This is a genomic window from Shewanella woodyi ATCC 51908, from assembly GCF_000019525.1.
Taxonomy (GTDB): Bacteria; Pseudomonadota; Gammaproteobacteria; order Enterobacterales; family Shewanellaceae; genus Shewanella; species Shewanella woodyi.
In genome coordinates this window covers 2,071,865-2,095,284 of record NC_010506.1, presented here as the reverse complement: position 1 = coordinate 2,095,284, position 23,420 = coordinate 2,071,865, and the positions used below count along the sequence as shown (strand labels likewise).

Sequence of the window (23,420 nt, the reverse complement as noted above, 5' to 3'; positions counted from 1 at the left end):
AACAAAAGACACTTCTCTACGCTGCTCTCTTAACACAAGAATGCCTTTTCTGGCGCAAGCCAGTCTTACTTTTAAAATCGCTTCTCAACTTTAAAAGTATCCTTCTATTTTTTTCTTTTCCATCGAACCAGCAGAGTCGTTATCAATCACGCGACCTTGGCGTTCAGAAGTCGTACAGAGCAGCATCTCTTGGATAATTTCTGGCAGCGTTTGTGCTTGTGACTCAACCGCGCCAGTCAGTGGATAACAACCTAATGTTCTAAAACGGACCATCTTATTTTGCACATCTTCATCAGCTTCGAGTGGCATACGCTCGTCATCAACCATGATCAAAGTGCCATCACGCTCGACCACAGGTCGCTCAGTTGCCAAGTACAGAGAGGGGATCTCAATCCCTTCTAGGTAGATATATTGCCAAATATCGAGCTCAGTCCAGTTCGATAGCGGGAACACACGAATACTTTCGCCCTTATCCACTTTGCCGTTATAGATGTTCCACAGCTCAGGACGTTGGTTTTTTGGATCCCATCTGTGTTTATTATCGCGGAACGAGTAAACACGCTCCTTAGCACGGGATTTCTCCTCATCACGACGTGCACCACCAAATGCTGCGTCAAAACCATGAGCATCAAGCGCTTGCTTAAGCCCTTCAGTCTTCATGATATCGGTATGCTTAGCGCTGCCATGGGTAAAGGGACTGATATTCATCTCTAAACCACGAGGGTTTTTATGGACGATAAGATCGAAACCGTGCTTCTCAGCCATTTGGTCTCGAAACTCAATCATCTCCTTGAATTTCCAATTAGTATCAACGTGCATCAAAGGAAATGGAATTTTACCTGGGTAGAATGCTTTACGAGCAAGATGCAGTAGAACCGAAGAATCTTTACCAACCGAATAAAGCATCACAGGATTATCAAATTCAGCGGCAACTTCACGCATAATTTGAATCGATTCAGCTTCAAGCTGCTTAAGATGAGTTTGATGTGTCGACATATGGATTTCCGTATGGCCCTTATCTATTCAGTCTGAACAGAGGTAAATTTAAGATTCATCACTTTATGGATTTGATAATAACAGCAGGAAACAATATTAAAAGTTATTAAAGAGAAGAACTCTATACCGAAAAGGAATATAAAATTCTCAATAGAGCTAGGAAGACTAATGCCATGGATATTGATGGGCTAAAGCCCAACCTACAATCTGTGTAGGTCGACATTTATGCCTTCTGATTAAATACATGAATGATAGGTGTGATGGGCTCAAGCCCAACCTACATCCTATGTAGGTCGACATTTATGCCTTCTGATTAAATACATGAATGATAGGTGTGATGGGCTCAAGCCCAACCTACATCCTATGTAGGTCGGCATTTATGCCGTCTGATTAAATACATGAATGATAGGTGTGATGGGCTCAAGCCCAACCTACAATCTGTGTAGGTCGGCATTTATGCCGTCAGCTAAATATATGAATGATAGGTGTGATGGGCTCAAGTCCAATCTACAATCTGTGTAGGTCGGCATTTATGCCGTCAGCTAAAATATAAGGAGCAACTATGTCATGGAATGACTTGCGTAAAGGTCGGTTTTCACAAGAGCAAGGTGAATATTTTATTACTTTCAACACACAGAACAAGCAAACATATTTCAATGATTTCCGCATTGCATCCATATTCTGCTCGCAAATAGCAATGAGTGAACATCAGCATAATTGCATATGGCTAACTTGGGTGTTGATGCCAGATCACTTCCATGGACTATTACATTTGGGTAATGATTCAGAATTATCAAAGATTGTAGGGACACTTAAAGGAGCCAGCAGTTTTGCTATCAATAAAGAGTTAAAATCAAGCTGCAAGCTGTGGCAATCATCATTTTATGACCGAGCTTTACGTTATGATGACGACAGAAAAAGCATTAGCCGATACATAGTGGCTAACCCATTAAGAAAAAATCTAGTCAAAAATATAGGAAATTACCCATATTGGAATTCTGTTTACTTGTAGAAAATTTCATTAAAACCTATGTAGGTCGGCATTTATGCCGTCAGCTAAAATATATAAATGATGAGCTGCGATGGACTCAAGCCCAATCTACGAGGTAGGCTTTAATGCTTTAATAAAATCGGTTAACTCATCTTGCCAAGCTTTACCAGTTAAGATCATTTGTGATGCCGTACAATCTAAAGCGCTAAATGAAGGGCGTTTAGCTAGGCTTGGATAATTAACAGAGAGTATTGGTTTAATTGGGATCTGGTATTGCAATAAACCATGTTTAATACCAAGTTCTTGAATAGCTATGGCAAACTCATACCAAGAGGTAATGCCTAGATCACTCCAATGATAGATAGCTTGCCACTTTTCTAGCTTGATCAAACACCATAAAAAATGAGCTAGCCCCTTTGCATGAGTTGGAGAGCCCAATTGATCGTTAACTATATTTAGCTGCTCTTTCTCTGACATCAAGTTGAGCATCGTTTTTACAAAGTTCTTCCCAAAGCGAGAGTAGAGCCAAGAGGTACGTACAATAGTAAAGTTATCTGAGTGATACTTGGCTATTGCCACCTCTCCAGCTAATTTTGACTGGCCATAGACATTAATAGGATTGGGCTTGTCATCCACTGTATAAGGCCTTTGAGAGCTACCATCAAAAATAAAGTCTGTTGAAATATGGATAAACCTCACCTTCGCATTAAATGCTGCAGAAGCGATGTTATCCACCGCTTTCCCATTTAATGCATATGCATTTTCATAAGATGACTCAGCGGCCTCGACATCGGTAAAACCTGACACATTAATAATGATATTCGGCTTGATAGTTGAGATAACTCGGTTTATGTCTGATGGCTCTGTAAGATCGATTTCAGTTCGACTAAGGCAGGTCAGTTCAACATCAGTAGGCACTGTATCAGCTAACTCTAGAGCCAGCTGACCATGTTTTCCGATTACTAGTACTTTTACGTGTTTTCTACTGTGTAAACGCTTATCAGAGGCTAAATTGACACTGTCCATACTCATATCTCAATCAGCTTCAGATGGCTTATTTTGTGAAAATGGTTTGTTTTGAGGTTTAGATAGAATCGATTGGCACCAGGCTTGATTTTCTAAATACCAGATAACCGTTTTTCTCAAACCTGAATTAAAAGACTCCATTGGCTGCCAATTTAACTCCCGTGCTATTTTCCCAGCATCGATAGCATAACGAGTATCATGACCAGGTCTATCAGTTACATAGGTGATTAAACTCGAAAACCCTCCATCTATTTCATTACTGGAATAGGCGTTAGTTAGAGCCAACTCTTCAAGCAGTTCACAAATAGCGGTAACCACCTCCAAATTAGTTTTTTCATTACACCCGCCAATATTATAAGTCTCACCCACCTCTCCTTTTGTCACAACACAATATAGAGCACGAACATGGTCATCGACATACAGCCAGTCTCTAATCTGCTTACCGTCACCATATATAGGGATAGGCTTGCCACTCAACGCATTCATTATCACTAAGGGGATAAGCTTTTCTGGATACTGATAGGCACCATAGTTATTAGAGCAGTTCGTTAATACAACAGGAAGGTTATAGGTCCGGCTCCATGCTCGCACTAAGTGATCAGATGCAGCCTTACTCGCCGAGTATGGCGAACTGGGCAAGTAAGGACTCTCTTCTGTGAAATACCCTGTATCTCCTAATTCACCATACACCTCATCGGTAGAGATATGATGGAATCGAAAACCATGACGTTTTTCATCTGATAAAGTTAAACAATAGCTTCTTGCCGCTTCCAGCAAGCTAAAGGTTCCTAAGATATTGGTTTCAATAAATGCAGACGGACCCTCTATGGAGCGGTCAACATGACTCTCTGCCGCTAAGTTCATAATAAAGTCAGGTTGAAAATGCTTTAACGTTTGACAGACCAGAGTTTTGTCGCAGATATCACCATGAATAAAATGATAACGCTCATCCCCTTCAATATCTTTAAGTGAAAGCAGGTTACCAGCATAGGTTAGTTTGTCTAAGTTAATAACCCTATTATCAGTTTCATTAATTAAAAAACGAATGAGCGCCGCTCCAATAAAACCAGCCCCACCTGTCACCAATATGGTTTTACTCATCTATTCTCTCATTTCCCCTACACTGAACACTATTTCGCGATAAAAAGAGTAGCAAGCTTTGATTTCAACGCTCTTCTTTGCGCCCCTGTAGGTTGGGCTTCAGCCCATCAACAACTAATCGCAAACATAATAACTGACGGCATAAATACCGACCTACAATACACAGCCCTCTCAGACTTTTGCCAGCTATATCACTCAAAAACAAAAGCATCTTGGAACAATACTCCCTTTCTATCTTTTTCAGAAAGCAGCGGATTACAGTCACTAGCGATTGGCCAATCAATCGCTAGTTCAGGATCATTCCATAGTATGGAACATTCAAATTGTGGCGCATAATAATCGGTGCACTTATATACTAACTCTGCGGACTCAGAAGTTACATAAAACCCGTGAGCAAATCCAATTGGCACCCAAAGTTGATGTTTGTTATTAGCTGAAAGAGTTGTCGAAAAACAGTGACCAAAAGTTGGACTTGAACGCCTCAAATCAACCACTACATCAAACACCTCACCAGAGATAACGCGGATTAGTTTCCCCTGCGTCTGCGCAGTCTGATAATGCAAGCCGCGTAACGTACTCTGTTTAGACGAGCTCTGATTTTCTTGAACAAAGCGAACATCAGCAACATGCTCTATAAACCAATCATCACGAAAGATTTCATGAAAAGAGCCTCGCTCATCAGTAAATACTTGCGGAGCTAATATCTTTACATCGCTGATTGGTGTGGATATAACCTTCATGAAAAAACTCTCTGAGACAGAATACTAATCAGGTACTCACCGTAGCCACTTTTACGTAAAGGCTCTGCTAAAGCCAATAACTGTTTATCATCGATATAACCCATACGATAAGCCATCTCTTCTGGACAATTAACCTTTAACCCCTGGCGTTTATCGATAGTTTCAATAAACTGAGCCGCCTGTAACAGGCTATCGTAAGTGCCTGTATCTAACCAAGCAGTCCCTCTACCCATGATCTCCACATTCAGAAAACCTGCAGCTAAATACTGACCGATCACCTCTGTGATCTCTAACTCCCCTCTGTCTGAAGGAGTAACCTTTTTAGCAAAATCAATGACTTTATTATCAAAAAAATAGATCCCAGGAATCGCATAATTAGACTTAGGCGATTGAGGCTTCTCCTCGATTGAGATAACACGATTTTCATTATCAAACTCGACAACGCCATAATCACAAGGGTTTGAGACATGATAACCAAATACCGTTGCGCCAACTTTGCCCTTGGCAGCACGCTTAAGGGATTTTATCAGATCATGACCATAAAACAGGTTATCACCTAATATAAGTGCCACGCTATCATCACCAATAAAAGACTCACCCAGTAAAAAAGCTTGAGCTAAACCATCAGGGGATACTTGTATCTGATATTCAATACTCACCCCCCAGTCTGAACCTGTCCCCAATAAAGATTTAAAACTCTCTATATCATCAGGGGTCGTAATGATCAAAATATCCCTAATACCCGCACTCATTAAGGTTGCAAGGGGATAATAGATCATCGGCTTATCATAGATAGGCAGTAACTGTTTACTAACTACTTTAGTGAGCGGATACAAACGCGTGCCGGTTCCACCAGCCAAAATAATGCCTTTCATCACGCCTCTAAAATGAAAAATAGTTGAATACTTGGATTCGAAAAGCTACCAAGCAGATGAAGTGGAGCTTACTTCTGTCCAAAGGAGATGATTTTACTCTGACATGCTCTTAAAGAGAAGCACGGACTTCGTCAGCTTCGAGGACTGTCGCAAGCTCTTTGCGATAAAGTCAGATGAGGAGCAATGACTGCGTCATCTTCTAGGGCAGTCGCAGACTCCTTGCTAGGGCGTTCACCAGCTCACTGCGAGAGCGGCCTCCAGCCTACTAGGAAATCAAAAGCTAGAACGAACGCTGCGCTTTCAGATGACGGAACGTTCGTGCCTCACTCACGGTAAAATACAAAGCAGGACCCAGTCCTTCTCTATCTCCCCTGTAGGTTGGGCTTTAGCCCATCAAACTCAATCAACACAACAAACAAGGTCGATGGCATAAATGCCGACCTACAATAGAAACTTGTTTAACCCGTAAGTACAGCACTCAGTACCACCACAGACCTTTCCATCAGCCTTAGCGACTTACCGCTTTTCACTTAGTACAGATTCTTAAATAAAAACAGAAACAGCTCCCTTATAAATAAAAGGGAACCGTTTAGAGTATTTGAATAGAGTTAAGATATTAAGATACTAATGACACAACTTTTGTGCCTTGCTGCTCATTCTTCACTTTCCAAACCAGATCGCAGATGCCATCCGTTGGATTAAAACCTGTAGGCGTTGTTAACAAAATTTCCCGAATAACTTCATGGTTAAATTCATGACATGCCATATCAAGCTTACTCAAAATAACTTCTAGCTCATCCCAAGAAAGATAGGCTTCATTGGCTGTCATGATCCGCTCATGCTCTGTACCGGTAACATCATCACCTATTAGCAACTCTTCATACAGTTTTTCACCAGGCCGCAACCCACTAAACTCAATAGAGATATCACCATCAGGGTTGATAGAGTCTTGAACTTCAAAACCACTTAAACGAATCATCTTAGCCGCTAAGTCTACAATTTTTACAGACTCCCCCATATCCAAAACAAAGACATCTCCACCTTTCCCCATAGCGCCAGCTTGAATAACAAGTTGCGAAGCTTCTGGAATGGTCATAAAAAAGCGAGTAATTTCCGGGTGAGTAACGGTAACAGGCCCGCCAGATGCAATCTGTTTTCTAAACAGAGGTACGACAGAGCCAGATGAACCTAAAACATTACCAAATCGCACCATACAAAAACGAGTAGCATGAGACTCCTTGGCTAAAGCTTGTAAGGATAACTCCGCCATACGCTTTGTTGTTCCCATCACATTTGTTGGACGTACCGCCTTATCCGTTGAGATAAGTACAAATGTTTCGACTTTAGCAGCAATGGCAGCACGAGCAGTATACATGGTACCAAATACGTTATTACGTACGCCTTCGACCACATTATGTTCGACTAAAGGCACATGTTTGTACGCTGCTGCATGATATACAGTCTGAACTTGAAATGACTCCATTACGGCCTGAACACGATTCTCTCTCTGCACAGAGCCAAGCATTGGAAATATCTCAACATCAAGCCCATTCTCTATAGCCGTTGCAGATAGCTCTTTCTCTATTGAGTACAAACCAAACTCTGACAGCTCAAACAGAACAAGTTTACTGGGCCTTTGCTTCAATATCTGACGACAAAGCTCAGAACCAATAGAGCCACCAGCTCCTGTGACCATCACGACTTTGTCTGTAATATTATCTTTGAGTAAGTCTTCTCTTGGGGAAACGGCATCGCGACCCAACAGATCATCTATCTCCACCTCTTTAATGTCGCTATAAAGCTTATTGCCGCTTACCAAATCAGCCATTGCAGGCAGTGTTAAAACTTGGACAGCTAAAGGTTCAAGAGAGAGTAAAATCTCTTTTCTTCTCTGACGAGAGGCACTTGGAATAGCAAGCAGCACCTTAGTCGCCTGCTTTTGCTTTATCAGCTTACGCACTATCGAAGGAGAGTGAACATGCACACCTTGAATAACACTGCCATGGGTTGTCACATCATCATCAACAAAAGCAAAAGGATAGTATTCGTGACTTTGAACTAAAGCAGTGACGAGTTGCCTGCCGCTAACGCCTGCGCCATAGATAATAACTGGTTCACCTTCCCGCTTCATTCCTGAACCAACAGCGGCTCGTATCACCCCTCTTGAGCCCCCAATCAAGACTAAAGCAAAAGCAGCATAAATAACGGGAACTGTACGAGGTAAGCCTAAATTGGCAAAGTATGAGATAAACACCAGACTAACTGTAGATATCAGTACACCTAACAAGATAGCGGTTAATGCTTGAAGACTTAAATACCTAAGTACCGCTCGATATAGACCCAACTTCATAAAAGCAATGATACTAATAGGCCAAACTAAGCCAATAAGAAGCCAGTACCCTTGATTGCCAAAAGCGGTAACTGAATCAGTCCGAACCATTAGCGCCAACCAAAATGAAGCCAGCAAACAAACAGTATCGATTCCAACACTAACTAATCGCTTATAAGTTCGATTTAAAGAGAATAACACCTGAAAAAAATCCATTTTCCGCTCCAGAGTAAAAAAGCTCGACATAATACAACAACTCAAAAATATATAATGATAGAATGCAGTGGCGTTGATTTTAGCACACTTTAACAATACTGCGCCTCAGTTATTAGTCTTAGAGCTTTATAAGAATCAAAGGCCAATTACAAACCACAATTCAGCAACCAATACACAACTACCCCACAACAAAGAACCATCAAAAACCAAGCATTCACACTTCTCCACTAATGCCAAAAGAACACTTTCAATATTAAGCTCTAATGCAATAAAAATATTTCCTATTGAAAAAAGAAAATATCCTCAGGCAGTAAACAAAGGCTGTCTGAGCATGCTTGGATTCGAATGTTAACTTTCTGAGGTGAACTGTTATCGACTATATCTCTAAGTTCAATTTCAAATATTCCCTCATACAGAGCCAATGATTCATCGTTAAAACCTAGCTTTTTATGGGTTGCTTCAGGGTAATTTACCTTGAAGCTTTCTCCCTTCACTTCAACATCCCCTAGGTCAGCCATACTCACTTGAGTAGCAATATATTTCTCACTTGAGGCTGGATTAGCATTAACATGCCAGCCGGGCTCCATATCAAACAGCAGACTTAGCTTTCCCTGTTTTTGCTCTAGGGTTACTTTTCCATGCCCCTTGGCAAATACCGCTTGGTTGACATTAACTTTTTTTACTTTATCAGCCATCAGGGTAACGAAGCTGTATTGAGAGATAATCGATTGTGGCTTAGGGTTAAAGAAACGAGTTAACCTATTAAGCCAAACTTTATACTCCCGCTTACCAATCATCTGCCTTCCATTCGTTATGGCGCCAAACGCTGCTGCATAGGTCGAGGGTAACTCGCCATCTAAAGTTAGATTGGTTAACTTATCTCCCTTCCCACCTTCTACTTTATTCCCAAGTCTATCGAGTAACCAAACAGCTCGCTGAGTAGCGGTTTCTATACTCTTCTCTATGTTTTTTTTGAGGGCTTTTTCTTTGGTTACATTTTCGAACTCTTCATCAGCCCATGCTTGGTAGAAAGAGAGTTTAAGTAGTGCAGTAGCAAACCAAGCATAATCTTCCATTTGCGCAGGAATTGAAGCTCGCCCATGAAACAAAATACGATTGAGTTGATTATCTTTTCTAGCATTAAGCCAAAGTGAATCGAGTAGTAAGTTTGCTCTGTCTAAGAACTTCTTCTCCTGAGTCACCTCATACGCCTCCAGTAATGAGACAGCATAGAGGCTATTCCAACTGACAATCACCTTCTCATCGATCAGAGGTTTTATCCTATTTGCTCGACTCTCATTAAGCTGTTGAAAGGTTTTAGAATCGCGCCAGTCACGTGTCAGGTTATCAATTGATACTAACTGCTCACCAACTTCTTGGCTGCCTGTATCCGCTGCCCTTAGATAATACTTCCCCTCCTCGCCTTCAGATAGCGCAGAGACTGCTGATGAATAACCAAAATCATTTTTAAGCCATGTCTCTACCCAATCTGATGTTTGCTCCATCGCAATACTGTAGTGACCCTTACCTGTTAACCCATAAGCTTTAGCCAACACTCGTATCATATTAGCTTGGGTATAGAGCATTTTTTCAAAGTGGGGAACTTGCCAATCACCATCAACAGCGTATCGATGAAAACCACCTTCAACCATGTCATAGACTGGACTTAACAAAATGATATCGAGGTGTGACTCTACCGTCATTAGAAGCTTTTTATCTCCGCTTCTCAAATATTCATCAAGTAACCCAAGCGCCCAATAAGCACGAAAAAACCTTGGACCAGAACTACCTTGTTCAGCAATCAGTGAGTTATGAATATTCTGGTGCATCTTTGGAAGTAAAGCGCGCCACTCGCTCTTAGATAGTGTTTTCCCCATCGATTGCTCATTACCGATACCTAGTTCAGCTTTCAATTTTTTATCTATACGTGCGGCTAAACTCTTTATTGCCTCTGGCTTGTTATGCCAGCGGTTAGCTAAACCTCTTATGACTTTAGAAAATTTAGCTTTGCTTAGGTAGGAGTCTATCCAGATAACTTGACCTTCAGGCGTTAATATCACATTAAGGGGCCAGCCCGCCTCCCCTTTTAGTAACTCTAAAGCAGATTTAAATCGCTCATCTACCAAAGGCCACTGCTCTCTATCGACTTTAATGTTGATATAGGAGCTATTAAGGTGCTCTGCAATCTCTCGGTCAGCAAAGCTCTCCTCTGCCATGACATGGCACCAGTGACAAGTTGAATAGCCAATTGAGATGAAGATCAATTGGCCGTTACTTTGAAAACCTGACTCAAACTCAGGTTCCCACTCAATCCAGTCTACAGGCTGAAGAGAGTGACTAAGCAAGTAAGGTGAATCGGAGAGAATTAATTGATTGATAAATTGAGGTGATGAGCTATTGCCTTTTATTACCTTCCTATCTTCAAGCCAAGCTGTACGGGCTTGAAAAGCTGCGCTCAACTCGGGCTCAATAGATGTTGATATGTTAACTTCAGTAGCCTCTACTTGAGGATAAAACTGCACAAAAATACAGAAAATAAATAAAATATAAGTTCTAAAAAACATCAAAATCTTTCCATCAAAAGCTGGATCCTGAAACAAGTTCAGGATGACGTTAAACGCGCATTAAATAGCGAGTGTCGAGTGTCGAGTGTCGAAAAGCATATAAGCATCTGGCTAATATTATAAATTAAAGAAGAGCTGGATCCTGAAACGAGTTCAGGATGACGTTTTCGAGTGTCGCCCCTGCTCTTACATCACTTCTCTGGATACTCTATCGTATAACTTTTGTTTGCCTGCACATTATCAAAGCTCTGTCTCTGACCATTTGGCCAGATAATCAACACTCTAGCAGTCGTTGCCTTACCTAAACCTATGTGTTGCTGCTTAGGGTGGACTGACATATAACCTTGGCTGCCACTCACTTGTCGCCAACTGTAGCCATCCTCGCCATAACCCAGAATCACCTGAGCCCCAATTCCATCGAGATTAACACCGTGTTTAGGTGAACCTTTAAGGGTTATCTTTATCCAATTGTTGTTCAGTGTCTGTGCCTGATTTTCAAAAAGCTGTGCCGTGTCATGGTAGTTATTCAGCGCCAAATCTAAATCGCCGTCATTGTCGAAATCAAGATACGCTGCAGAGCGTGAATTGGCGACGATATCCAAACCGCTCATCGCCGACACATTCGAAAGCTTTCCATTGGCATTGAGGAAGAAAACGTTACTGGCCTTAGCGGCATCAGGAAAGTTCACATCTAGGCTTTCACCTGTCATAGGGTCGGTATAATAGGGGTTATCAGTGGAGTAAACGTAATAGTCGTTCATGCCATTTAGAACATAAAGGTCTTCATCACCGTCATTATCGACATCAAAGAAATCAGCATCCCATGCCCAGCCGGTGGATGAAGCCCCTCGACCAATCAGGTCACTGTGTTGATATTGAAGGCTCCCCTTTTCACTTAAGGTTGATAAAAATAGATCGTTACCTTCAACCACTCGCATGTTGGCAAGCTTATCGGGGTTAAATTCAGCGGTAGTGTCTTCACTAGGCAGTACATATTTTTGATCTTTATTCATTGTTACAATGTTGGAGACATAAACATCAGCAACACCATCACGATTGAGATCGCTCAAGCCTAAGCTCATGGTATATGAGGGTTTAGACGTGCCAATCTTTGCCGCATAATCAACAAACTCTTTACCATGCTTATTGATATAATAAGCATTTACGCCAAAGTCATTACCTACAATCAGATCTTGCCAGCCATCCATATTCAAGTCTGTATGAGTGACAGCCTGACCCCAACCAGAGTTATTAGCCCCTAACGCCTCTTTTGCTTGAGCAAATTTAAAATCCCCTTGGTTGATAAAAAGCACATTGACTCCACCATTTTCATTGCGCCTTTTTAACGTAGGTAAATCCCCCTTAAGGTAATTGCCGAAGTACTGAATATAGAGATCTAACAAACCATCATTATTGACATCAAAAGTTGTTGCGGGTCCACCAACTAACCCTTCTCCCCCAAGTTTGGCAATGTCAGTGACTTCAGTAAACTTAAGCTCTCCCTCATTACGGTATACACGGTGAGCTTCATCGACATAGGTGATAATAATGTCTTGATCACCATCATTATCAAAGTCCGCAATTAATGGCTGTCGCGGCTCCCCAGCACTGTCATGACTTCCCTTGCGCTGACTAATGTTACTTAATCCTGACACAGTGGTGATATCTTCAAACTTATCGCCTTTGTTAAGATACAGCTTATTACCCAAGCCACTTAATACCAGCAGATCGATAAGTCCATCACCGTTGATATCTTCAGCAGCAATACCTCCACCACCAAAAGCGGGAGGAATGGTGATAATACCAGTTTGTGCATCTTTACTTAGGTAGCTTCTTAACTGACGGCTTAACCAGTCGGATGATCTGTGTTCAGCCTTAAACGATTTATCCAAGGTGACATTTTTAAAGTAACGGATCTCTGATTTAGCCCCATTGCCGCCAGCAGAGATAATCCCCGTTGTTTTCACAACGTCAGGTTTATAGATTTTATAAGCCTGAACATCTGCCATGATAAGTTCATAGCTTTGAGCCACCAATTGAGCACTTAACTCAGTCTGTTTTAATCGCTTCCCTTCTATGCCAGTGTTCCTTAATAGAAGTACGCCATAGTGAGCGATCGCTTCACTTAATAGCTCAGCGGCAAAAGGGTCGGCCTCAAGTTTGACTAATGACTTTGCATCGACCAAAGCCTCTTTAAGGTATAACCAGTGCAGGCCAGAATCACGAAATGAGTCCATATCATAAGATTCGATACTCACCTGTTTCTCTTTCGGATAGTTTGGATAGAAGATCACATCTTCATATTCATTAACCTTGTGAGGCAAAAGTGACTGCAATGCAGCTGCAACTTCAGCTTCACCAATGGTTATCTCACCTTGCACTCTTGACTGAGCATCCAGATACAGAGTTCCAGAGAAAGCAATCATAGCTTCAGTAAAATATTGTTTGAACTCAGAAGCTTTCGCTGCATCTTTAGGGAGGGCAAGTTTAGCAAAATAGACTTGAAGGTTACGGGCAAACAGAGTTTGATTAACATCATTGTACTCTGAAAATGCTGCAATTTTTTGCTCAATTAATTGCATCAACAAACCTGAAGAGCTGGCAGCCTTTGCACTTTCGCTGCCAGCAACTCGCTGCGAATTAGCGTCTTTAATAAACTGTTTAGGGAAAATTGACTGCCACACCTGTTGAACCTGGCTTGCCGATATTTCATATTCATCGGCAGTTCTGGCTTGCTCATCCGACATTTTAAGCAACATCAGAGTTAACAGATCTACCTTCTGAGTGAGTAACTCTGCGGCAGCATCGCTCAGCTCAGGAAGCTCAGCATCAAAATCAAGTAGCACATCTTGCTGCACAGCTAACATCGCCCTTAGCGTATAGGCGATTGAGCCATAGTGCTCCTGATCTCGATCTGTAATATCAGCATTTAACTTTTCTACAGTTACTCTAGTGGCTGTTTGCGTCCCTAACTCAACATGCTGGGTGTTAAAAAGTGAATCGGCCGCTTTTAGCACAGACTCCTCATCTAAAGGATCCAAATCAGGGTTTTCAGTCGCCGCAAGCTGCCAGATGTCTCTCACAAGTCTTTTCTGAAACTCAGTTTTTATATAGCGAGCATCTTCGGTGAGAGGAGTGCCGTATATTAATCCCTCGAGACGAGTTGCTGTAGCATGACACTTAGGATCTTTAGCTGACTCTAACTTACCCATTAAGCGTAAAATGCCATCATCAAGATGAGGCTTTTGTGGTAACTCATTGGCAAAAACCGATGAAGAAAGGACGCTAATACAAACAGCGCTTAAGGTGAAACGACACAAACTAAAACAACGAGGTATCAAACGATCACTTAAGCTAACAACAGATGTAGATCTATAGCTAAAATCTCGCATTATTCTCTCCCTTGCCGATATTGTCGGCATATTATTCTTTTATTTTTATAATTGAATCTTTACAAAGTTACAGTAAAAAGTTACTGCAATAGAGTTACTGAAAAAGTTGCTACGGTAAATGACCCTAATAGGTATCAGCAATAACGGAGCTCTAGATAACCGCCTGCATATGCATCAATCCCTATAAAGTCAAAAAGCCGACATTACCAAGTAATGTCGGCTACTTACTTTAACTAAATTGACGTCGACGATAAGCTAGCAACATCAATAACCATATCGTACACATGATTGAGGTCGCCCCCGCATCACTGCTCGATGAAGCTGGCTCGGGCAAATTCAACATAACAGTCACCTTATCATTCTCCTCATTGACATCAAATTGAGTAGCAGAAACAAGACCATCAACACTGTACTCACCAGCTGAATTCGCACTCACCCAGACGGTCAACTCAGCTCGCTCGCCGGCAGCTAACCCTCCCACTAGGCACAGCACTTTGTCACCTTCAGCAGAGCAGCCTCTAGCGAGTTGGCTTAAGTTTACGCCGCTAGAAGGGGTGATCACTAACCTAACATCAGTTGCATCACCGCTCGACTGATTGAGGATGCTAAAGGATATAGGACCTGCCTGATCAACTTGTGGGAAGTTAGGAGCTTGAGCAAAAACGGTAAGATCAATCTCTTGCTCACCAAAGCCTCCGGCTAAGTTCATATACCAAAGGGACACTCCCTTCTGTCCATCAAATGTTACTATGTCCAGATCACCATCGTTATCAATATCCATTAAGGCTAACTGACCTAGCTCCTCAGTCACAATAGCAGCGGCATCAACACGAATATCATTAAGCCCATAATAATGCCAGATGCTTACCCCTTGAGGCATAATAAATAAGATCTCGCTAACACCGTCATTATTAAGATCGCTAACAACAATATATTTGGCATCAGGGAGCTGAACATCGCTCGCCATAGCATCAGTTTCAAACACGCTAGTGATTAAGCTCCATCCCTTATCGTTATAGATAAAGGCATCAGCAATATCATCACCATTCACATCAACAAGCTGCATCTTCTCTACAGGCGTTGTAATAGCTGGCACTGTATCGGTTGTCCAATCTCCTAAATTAACCAATATAGGCGCACTAACATCACCAGAGGCAAGGAGGCGAACACCTTCGCTGATTTGAACAACACTCAGTGAAGTCACAGCTGTATCGAGACTCGAATTCGAAGCAGAGACTGAAATTTTGTTGCTATCGATCTCTTTTAGTTCTTGACCATTTTGAGCCGAAGCCACTAATGCATTTGGTTGCGGCAAATTAAAGAGGTTCGATACGGTAATACTCAAACTATCTTGAGTGTCAGTGCCAAAACCTGAATAGATTGCGACATCAGCTTGAGACAAACCAGCAAGCACAACCTCAACAGCTGTATCATTAAGCAGATCGGCTACTAAGATAAAGTCTGCACTAACTGCATCCATCACCACATAAGATGATAACTCTTGCTCACCATTAAGAAGGTAAGCAACACTATCTGCATCACTTCCGCCAGCGGTAAGCAAATCTAATGCACCATCGCCGTTAATATCGGCAACAAGCATAGATTTCACATCTTGAATCATGTCTAAACTCGACGATATAACCAACTGACCGTTGCCATCATTTGTCAGAATCGATGTTTTCATAGCCATGGCATCAAAACTCAACAAATCGACAAAGCTGTCACCATTAATATCAACAGTAAAGCCAACACTTGAAGGCGTACTAATCACTGAGTCCCCAGGAAGCACCGACAATACATTAGCCAGTAGCAGTTGCGCACTCTCTTCAATAACAACTCCGCCTAAATTTGCTCCAGAGATAGACACATCGGCAGAGGTAAACCCAGATTCAACCTCCCCAACTGATAGGGCAACTAAAGTTGTAGTAGCCCCACCAGCCTCAATCTCGATATCAAGTTGACAGGCCAGCTTATTCGACTCGCTCTCAGAACAAGCAGCTGGGATGGTATTGATACTGAGCTCATCACTAATAGCTATCTCAAAAATAACATCCTCAGCTGCAGTTAACCCTGAGTTAGTTATCTCCAACACTAAGCTCACCTCTTGCTGAGCCGTCGCTGGCGCAGGAGTGAAATAGAATCGTGAAGAAAGCTCAGTAACAGAAGGCTCAACAATAGTTAGCAGATACTCTTGCAATACCGGAGATTCAACATCACCATCACTAAGAGCAACAACGATATTGAACTGTTCACCAGCACTCTCTTCAGGAGCTATCCCCTCGAGAGTAAATTCACTATTTATACTCAACCACTCAGGTCCACTCATTAGCTCAAAGCTAATGTGATATGTTGGGTCAATATCAGAGGCAGAGAGTGGGTATGAATATAAGCCTCCAGCAGGTACTTCTAGTACAGGAGAAGATTCAAATACAGGAGCATCATTGGTATTAATCACTTCAAGATTAAATGCAGTCAATGATGCGGATAGAGCTCCATCTGAAACAGAGATAACAATATCTGAAGTCGAGCCAACATCATCATTCGTTGGGGTACCCGCAAGCGTACCGTCTGTTGAGCTAAAGATTGCCCAGCTTGGCTGATTAACAATACTAAAACTTAAACTATCACCCGAATCCACATCCACAACAGTTGGAGTAAAGCTATAACTTACATCTTCATCCACTGAAGCTGCTGGAATACCGGATACGGTAGGAGCATCGTTCGTATTAATCACTTCAAGATTAAATGCAGCCAATGATGCAGATAGAGCCCCATCCGAGACAGAGATAACAATATCTGAAGTTGAGCCGACATCATCATTCGTTGGAGTGCCCGCAAGTGTACCATCTGTTGCGCTAAAGGTTGCCCAGCTTGGCTTATTAACAATGCTAAAACTTAAGCTGTCACCCGTATCCACATCTGATGCAGTAGGCGTAAAGCTGAAGCTAGCATCTTCATTGACCGATGTTGTAGGTGTACCTAGAATCAGAGGTGCATCATTAGTATTGATAACCTCAAGATTAAATGCAGCCAATGATGCAGATAGAGCCCCATCCGAGACAGAGATAACAATATCTGAAGTCGAGCCAACGTCATCATTAGTTGGTGTACCAGCAAGCGTACCATTGACACTACTGAATGTTGCCCAACTCGGTTTATTGACGATACTAAAGGTCAACGTGTCCCCGACATCAGCATCGCTAAATGTGGGAGAAAAGCTATAACTTGAATCTTCATTAACGCTTGTTACTGGCGCCCCAGAAATAATGGGCGCATCATTAAAGTCATATGTAAGCGAAAAGTTTGACGCAGCCAAGTTAGCATTACCAGACAGATCATTAGCAACACTATTAGCAATGTCTAGACTAACATTCGCTTGAACCACTGGCGTAACAAGCACAGAGTAATTTGCTGCATCAATAGTGACAAAGTTACTCAAGCCCGCATTACTGACTGTGATATCCCCAACATCGAAACCTGAAACATGTTCGCTAAAACTTATCGTGGCAGTAAATGCTGTTGCTGTGGTTCCTGATGGTCCACCAATTGTGACTGATGGTTGTACATCGTCATAACTAACATTGAAACTATTTGACTGAGTATTACCATTGCCAGCACTATCAGTTGCGACACCTGCAGCAATATCAATTGAAACACTAGTCTCCCCAGTTACGTCAACTTGAACAGTGTAACTTGCAGCATTAATCGTTTGAAAATCTGAAAGTGTTCCGTTTGAAGCAACAATGTCATCAACCGTAAACCCTGACATATTCTCATCAAAATCAATATTGACGACAAAAGACGAAGTTTGATTACCATTCGGTCCGGTTATAACAACATTAGGCGCCACAGCATCTACAACGACAATATTACTAGGGCCGGCAGCTGGCGCTATATTAGTGCTAAACCTCGCACTTCCTTCAGCAATTGTTATCCCTAAGGAACCCTCGCCACTTAAGTTATCTAAGCTCACAGTAGCTGTGCTCATATCACCGTTGATGATAGTAACATCAGCATTCGCGCTACCCGTTTTATTCAGTGTAATATCACTAGCAGTCAGATTAACCTGCTCAACATCAAGATAACTTACCGTATAAGTCACTGGGCCACTATTAGCAAGCACTGCAGATGGCGCACTTATGCTCAAACTAGGAGTTGGAACTAAGGGTGTAGATTGATAGTCAAAACTAATATCAATTGCAGCTTGATTAGGCACTGTTGCATCATTAGCATCAACAGCGACACCAGAAGCAATCTGGAGTATCACTTCACCGTCAGCTATTGGTGTGACTTCAACACTATAATTTGTTCCACTACCTGAAAAATTAGCCAGTGTTGCATTAACAGCATTGATATCAGTCACATCAAAGCCATTAACTGCATTAGAAAACTCAATGGCATAATTAATAGTCGATTCAGATGTAGGGCTTGATACATCTACACTAGTTACAACAGAAAGCTCATTAATAACTAAACTTGCTACCGCAGGGCTAACCGCAACATTATTACCACCCACAGTTGCTGATAAGCCGCTTGTGTTAGCACCATATGAGCCGGATGTAGCTGAGTTTGGCAAGTTAATGGTTACAGTCAGGATACACTGCTCACCATTTGCAACCTCAACATTACTGACGACTAAAAAACTCCCACCTGATCCACTCGTTGCTGAGCTTGCCCCACAAAATGCACTTTGATCGGCAGAGGTAATTGTTGTACCTGCGACCATTGCATTGTAGCTATCAGTAAACTGAATCACTGTCGCATCATCAGCTCCCGCTTCATTGGTAATTAAATAGTTAATATCAACTTCAGTACCTGTTGCGCCAACTCGTATAGGGTTTGTCGCAAATGCTTTACTAAAATTTAGCCCGCTAATGGTGATATCAGCACTATTTATCTGAGATGTGACAGCATTTCCAGATACGGTCGCGCTTACAACAGAACTCGTGAATGTGTAACCTCCCACTGTGCTAGCAGGAAGCGTTACATCAACAGAAAAGTCGCATGAACTAGATGGGGATAACGAACCTCCTGCGAAGGTAAGAAGTCCTGAACCAGTGAGAGTAGAACCAGCCCCACAAGGCTCGGAAGGCAGATTTGATGCCACTAAACCACTCAGTACTCCGTCTAGATCAAGGGTAAAACTGACTCCTGTCGCATCCGCAGATGATGCAAAAGCATGGCTAAGAGAAAAATCAATACTAGTACTACTACCAGGAAGTAAACTCTCATCATTAAAAGTGAAAACTAATGACGGTGCAGTATCAACAATAAAAGTTTCACTTGCAGAGGGAGTACCAGACTCAACAGCCTGACTATTAATAGTTGCAGAGATTGCACCAGCAGAAACGTTGTATTCACCAGCTGTGATACCTGAAGGTAGAGTCAGCACTAAATCAAATGTACAACTCGCTCCTGGAGCAAGCTCACCAGCAGTCATAGACATGGCAGTAAAAGCATCAAACTTGTACACAGAAGAAAAAGCCGAACCAGAACCACAATCATTTGTGGCTGGTAATGTTTTAATCACAGCGCCTGTTAAATTAACAAAATCAGTCTCAAACTCAATCCCTGTTGCTGTATACGTATTGTCTATATTTGTCACAGTATGACGCAGAGTAACATCGTCACCAGATGTTACCCCACTCTCTAGTACCGTAATCGTTAAGCCTGGAGTATTTGATACAATCAAGGCATTACTTGTATCACTATAATTCGTTGTGCCACCATTAAGTGACGCTGATATTGCAGTTGTGGTTAATGTATATGCGCCTTGAGCCGCGCCATTAGGGACAAGTATTGGGATAGAAAAACTACAGCTTGATGCACTCGATACAGAGCCGCCACTAAAATTGATGGAGCTACCGACAGTAACTGAGGAACCAGCACCACATACATCAACTTGGGTACCGCCTGTCGCAATAAGCCCAGAGAGAGCAGAATCTAAATCTGAGGAAAAAGTAATATCAGTTGCACTGCTACTGCGATCAAAATTAGTCAAAGTAACATCCAGACTGCCACTGGCTCCAGGAATGATGGTTATAGGATTAAAGTTAATATTCGCAAATGGTCTTTGGACCTCAAAGGATGTGCCTAGTTTACCTGAAAAAACTTGGGCAAATGACACTGTACCAAACATATCATCCCAAACCAGATCCATCATACCTGCGCTATTTGCAATCAGATCGACTTCAGCTGTACATGTTGCTTCGGAATTCAACCAGATCCCGTTAATGGTAACAGTACTACTTCCAGAAGGTTCATTAAGTGAGGCAAGTGAGCAGTCAGAGCTAAAATTGGCTATGGGAGCGATCTCTAAACCACTTGGAAGATCGACACTGGTCGTCCCGTTTGTGACCGTTCCCCCTAAATTTGAAAAAGAGAGTGAGAGGCGATTGATAGCACCTAAATTCACCACAGAAGAGCTAAAACTAGCCGATGCAGTAAACAGAGTGTCATCAACCGTCAACGTTGTTGAAATATCACTTCCAGCACCTAAGCTAGAAGTTAGACCTGTTACTAAAGTTGCAGCAGCGCCATTAACAGTAGCAGTGACATTAAACATGAATGAACAACTTTGACCAGCTCCAAGTCGGTAACCTGATGCAGTAGAAATACTGTCACCTCCAACAGCGGCAAATGTACCATCAGAGCAATTCGAAAATGCTTGAGTTTGCTCAGCAATCAAATGACCAGAGGGTAATGTGGCTGTAAATCCAATATCACTTGCAGAAGCTCCCGAGGTATTAGTTAACGTGTAGGTCAAAGTACTAATATGACCAGAAGCAATGGTAGGCGAGCTAAAACTCCCAGACAAAGTTAAGTCAGTACCCGCCGCGAAAGTTTGGCTTCCAAAGAAAGTGGCTCCCATACAAAAAACTAAAGCTGAACAATCCAAAAGAGACTTCAACTTATTGAAGGTGTATTTCATAGCAATTCCTTTTATAAAAACCTAAATCGCGACATTTAACTTATATAAACAACAAGTCGAGAAACATTTATTAAACACAATGATAACACCTGAAATGTATTTTGATATGCCTAATATAAATATATTTTCTATCTAGATTGGTTTTTAGGCAAAAAAGAGCACAATAAACAAATAAAAATAAATTCATTTATTTCAAAAAGTTATATAATGACGCATATTCTAACCAACACAATACAGCTCAGAATTTATATTTATAAATAGGTAGTGAATCTAAATTCTGGTCTTACCTCACTCAAGAATAAAAAGGTTTTTGTTGCCTATTGTTATACTTAAGTTAAAATTAAGGCGTGATAATATAAAACAGGACCGAAATATGAAAAAGCCTTCTGCAACACCTTTATTTCTAGCTGTTCTGTTAAGTATAGCTTTACCTAATACTAGTGTAGCTAAAACAATTGTCGCTAGTAGCTCAGAACTAGATATCAGTACTTTGAGCTCTGAGAAACGATTTGAAACAGCAACGATTACTATCACTGGGCCAAATGGCTTTGAGAAGCAATTCATACTCTCAGGAAATGATACTGAACTGGATCTTGGCCAACTAGGTATTACTCAAGACGGTAACTATAGTTACCAAATAGAGTACGCCCAGCCAGGAAAAGTTGAAACTATTAACGATCCAAGAACAGGTCGCAGCGGTTCAAAGAGAAACTTAGGAAAAGTTGAAACAAAATCTGGTTACTTTAATGTCAAAGACAGTGAGTTTGTCCACGAAGAATATTCAGAAGGGTTAGAAAAAGCAGAAGAGATAGATACAAACAACTTTGAAATAGTCGATGAGAATTTGGGCAAGTAAGACTTGGACGTCTCTAGTCTCATTTTATAAGAGTAAAAGCAAAGGCAACTACAATGAAAAATAAAACGAACATAGCTTTTAAACTACTACCATTGACTCTGGCAATCACCATGTCGATGGCAACTTCAGTACAAGCCGATCAGGTAATACTCGATGATCTCATCGTAGATGGCAGTATCTGTACCGGAATGGATTGCGTCAACGGTGAATCTTTTGGATTTGATACATTAAGATTAAAAGAGAATAATCTCAGAATAAGATTTATGGATACCAGTTCAACTTCCAGCTTCCCAAGTCGAGATTGGCAAATCACAGCCAATGATAGTGCCAATGGCGGGTTAAACAAGTTCTCAATCGATGATATAGACGGTGCAAAAACACCATTCACCATTGAAGCAGGTGCTGGTAGCCACTCTTTATACGTCGATGATGCAAGTAGAATAGGGATAGGAACAAATGCTCCTGTCGTACAAGTACACGTCAAAGACGGTAACACCCCTACCCTACGCCTAGAACAAGACGGCAGCTCAGGCTTCACCCCCCAAACCTGGGATGTCGCCGGTAACGAATCCAACTTCTTTATCCGTGACGCAACTAATGGCAGTAACCTAGTTTTCAGAATACAGCCTAGTGCACCAGCAAATAGTATATTTGTAGCCAATGATGGTGATGTGGGATTAGGTGATGCTACTCCTGATGCGGCTCTAGACATTGAATCTGGCGATCTGATGCTCACTGATGGTCAAGTAACAATTAGAAAAACAAATGACCCCAAGATATTATTCAATGAAAATGATGTAGTTACTGATCAGTGGGAAATGGGAGTAGCAGACGTGTATGGCAATTCAATGACAATTCTGAATAAAGACAACCCACTCATTGGCTACGCTATGTATAACACCGGCGATATCTATATGAATCACGGTGTTGATGCTGCTTCACAAGGAAATAAATACGCATGGCACTTATTGGCTAACGGTAACATTGAGCAAACAGGCGATCTTTGGGTTGGAGGAAATATAACAGCACAAGGAACTATTAGCCCAGGTTCAAGCCGCGCAACCAAAAACAACATAAATTTGATTGATGGAAACAAAATATTAGATATGTTGAGTGATCTAGATATCTTTTCTTGGTCATATATCCGTGATGCAGGAACTGTGACTCATATAGGTCCAATGGCTGAAGAGTTTTATGCCTTATTTAATTATGGTGTGGATAACAAGCATATCTCACCAACAGATACTTCAGGTATATCATTAGCTGCAATTAAAGCATTAATGGATAAAGTTGAATCACAGAGTTCAAAAATAGAGCAACTTGAAAATACCCTTGTTCAGCTACAGAATAAACAACGATGATTCATGCCCAAAAGCGTTCTTGAATGAACGCTTTTGGGCACT

12 protein-coding genes are annotated in these 23,420 nt (G+C 41.6%); 3 read left to right on the top strand and 9 right to left on the bottom strand.

Translation table 11 applies throughout. From position 1 onward, the window contains the following. Positions 1-90 precede the first annotated feature (90 nt). Positions 91-996 (bottom strand): sulfate adenylyltransferase subunit CysD, encoded by a 906-nt coding sequence (gene cysD / locus SWOO_RS08570; protein WP_012324317.1) that lies wholly within the window; start codon positions 994-996, stop codon positions 91-93. Between the two features lie 562 nt (positions 997-1,558). Between cysD and SWOO_RS08565 the strand changes: the two genes are divergently transcribed. Beyond that, the gene (locus tag SWOO_RS08565; protein ID WP_012324316.1) at positions 1,559-2,008 is read left to right on the top strand and encodes an REP-associated tyrosine transposase; all 450 of its coding nucleotides are present in this window, start codon (positions 1,559-1,561) and stop codon (positions 2,006-2,008) included. 87 nt (positions 2,009-2,095) lie between these two features. Here the strand turns inward: SWOO_RS08565 and rfbD are convergent, their stop codons facing one another. The 8 genes from rfbD to SWOO_RS08525 form a co-directional block, all read right to left on the bottom strand. Beyond that, positions 2,096-3,013 carry a dTDP-4-dehydrorhamnose reductase gene (gene rfbD, locus SWOO_RS08560; protein WP_195742880.1) on the bottom strand — a complete coding sequence of 306 codons (918 nt, stop codon included), beginning with the start codon at positions 3,011-3,013 and terminating at the stop codon, positions 2,096-2,098. A gap of 9 nt (positions 3,014-3,022) precedes the next feature. Continuing rightward, on the bottom strand, positions 3,023-4,114 hold the full coding sequence (rfbB, locus tag SWOO_RS08555) for a dTDP-glucose 4,6-dehydratase (protein ID WP_012324314.1): 1,092 nt from the start codon (positions 4,112-4,114) through the stop codon (positions 3,023-3,025). A 191-nt stretch (positions 4,115-4,305) separates the two neighbouring features. Then, positions 4,306-4,854, bottom strand: a complete 549-nt coding sequence (gene rfbC, locus SWOO_RS08550) for a dTDP-4-dehydrorhamnose 3,5-epimerase (protein ID WP_012324313.1) — start codon at positions 4,852-4,854, stop codon at positions 4,306-4,308. Continuing rightward, positions 4,851-5,729 (bottom strand): glucose-1-phosphate thymidylyltransferase RfbA, encoded by an 879-nt coding sequence (gene rfbA, locus SWOO_RS08545; RefSeq protein ID WP_012324312.1) that lies wholly within the window; start codon positions 5,727-5,729, stop codon positions 4,851-4,853. Before rfbA ends, rfbC begins: the two co-directional genes overlap by 4 nt. A gap of 616 nt (positions 5,730-6,345) precedes the next feature. Then, positions 6,346-8,274: a polysaccharide biosynthesis protein gene (locus SWOO_RS08540; protein ID WP_012324311.1), complete on the bottom strand. Its 1,929-nt coding sequence runs from the start codon at positions 8,272-8,274 to the stop codon at positions 6,346-6,348. Between the two features lie 281 nt (positions 8,275-8,555). After that, the gene (locus SWOO_RS08535; RefSeq protein WP_012324310.1) at positions 8,556-10,838 is read right to left on the bottom strand and encodes a thioredoxin domain-containing protein; all 2,283 of its coding nucleotides are present in this window, start codon (positions 10,836-10,838) and stop codon (positions 8,556-8,558) included. 191 nt (positions 10,839-11,029) lie between these two features. Then, a complete protein-coding gene (locus SWOO_RS08530) occupies positions 11,030-14,230 on the bottom strand; it encodes a CRTAC1 family protein (protein WP_012324309.1) in 3,201 nt (1,066 codons plus the stop codon). A gap of 229 nt (positions 14,231-14,459) precedes the next feature. Next, positions 14,460-21,161, bottom strand: coding sequence for a DUF7933 domain-containing protein (locus SWOO_RS08525; RefSeq protein WP_012324308.1), 6,702 nt, complete (start codon positions 21,159-21,161; stop codon positions 14,460-14,462). Positions 21,162-21,534: 373 nt separating this feature from the next. Here SWOO_RS08525 and SWOO_RS08520 point away from each other — a divergent pair, with 373 nt between their 5' ends. Then, positions 21,535-22,017: a hypothetical protein gene (locus tag SWOO_RS08520; protein WP_012324307.1), complete on the top strand. Its 483-nt coding sequence runs from the start codon at positions 21,535-21,537 to the stop codon at positions 22,015-22,017. A gap of 53 nt (positions 22,018-22,070) precedes the next feature. Beyond that, complete coding sequence (locus tag SWOO_RS25485; protein WP_012324306.1) at positions 22,071-23,378, top strand: tail fiber domain-containing protein; 1,308 nt, start codon at positions 22,071-22,073, stop codon at positions 23,376-23,378. Positions 23,379-23,420: the final 42 nt, after the last annotated feature.

Bases quoted from the DNA above. Each gene is read 5' to 3' on its own strand.
- cysD (WP_012324317.1), bottom strand. From the start codon at position 996: ATGTCGACACATCAAACTCATCTTAAGCAGCTTGAAGCTGAATCGATT.
- SWOO_RS08565 (WP_012324316.1), top strand. From the start codon at position 1,559: ATGTCATGGAATGACTTGCGTAAAGGTCGGTTTTCACAAGAGCAAGGT.
- rfbD (WP_195742880.1), bottom strand. From the start codon at position 3,013: ATGGACAGTGTCAATTTAGCCTCTGATAAGCGTTTACACAGTAGAAAA.
- rfbB (WP_012324314.1), bottom strand. From the start codon at position 4,114: ATGAGTAAAACCATATTGGTGACAGGTGGGGCTGGTTTTATTGGAGCG.
- rfbC (WP_012324313.1), bottom strand. From the start codon at position 4,854: ATGAAGGTTATATCCACACCAATCAGCGATGTAAAGATATTAGCTCCG.
- rfbA (WP_012324312.1), bottom strand. From the start codon at position 5,729: ATGAAAGGCATTATTTTGGCTGGTGGAACCGGCACGCGTTTGTATCCG.
- SWOO_RS08540 (WP_012324311.1), bottom strand. From the start codon at position 8,274: ATGGATTTTTTTCAGGTGTTATTCTCTTTAAATCGAACTTATAAGCGA.
- SWOO_RS08535 (WP_012324310.1), bottom strand. From the start codon at position 10,838: ATGTTTTTTAGAACTTATATTTTATTTATTTTCTGTATTTTTGTGCAG.
- SWOO_RS08530 (WP_012324309.1), bottom strand. From the start codon at position 14,230: ATGCGAGATTTTAGCTATAGATCTACATCTGTTGTTAGCTTAAGTGAT.
- SWOO_RS08525 (WP_012324308.1), bottom strand. From the start codon at position 21,161: ATGAAATACACCTTCAATAAGTTGAAGTCTCTTTTGGATTGTTCAGCT.
- SWOO_RS08520 (WP_012324307.1), top strand. From the start codon at position 21,535: ATGAAAAAGCCTTCTGCAACACCTTTATTTCTAGCTGTTCTGTTAAGT.
- SWOO_RS25485 (WP_012324306.1), top strand. From the start codon at position 22,071: ATGAAAAATAAAACGAACATAGCTTTTAAACTACTACCATTGACTCTG.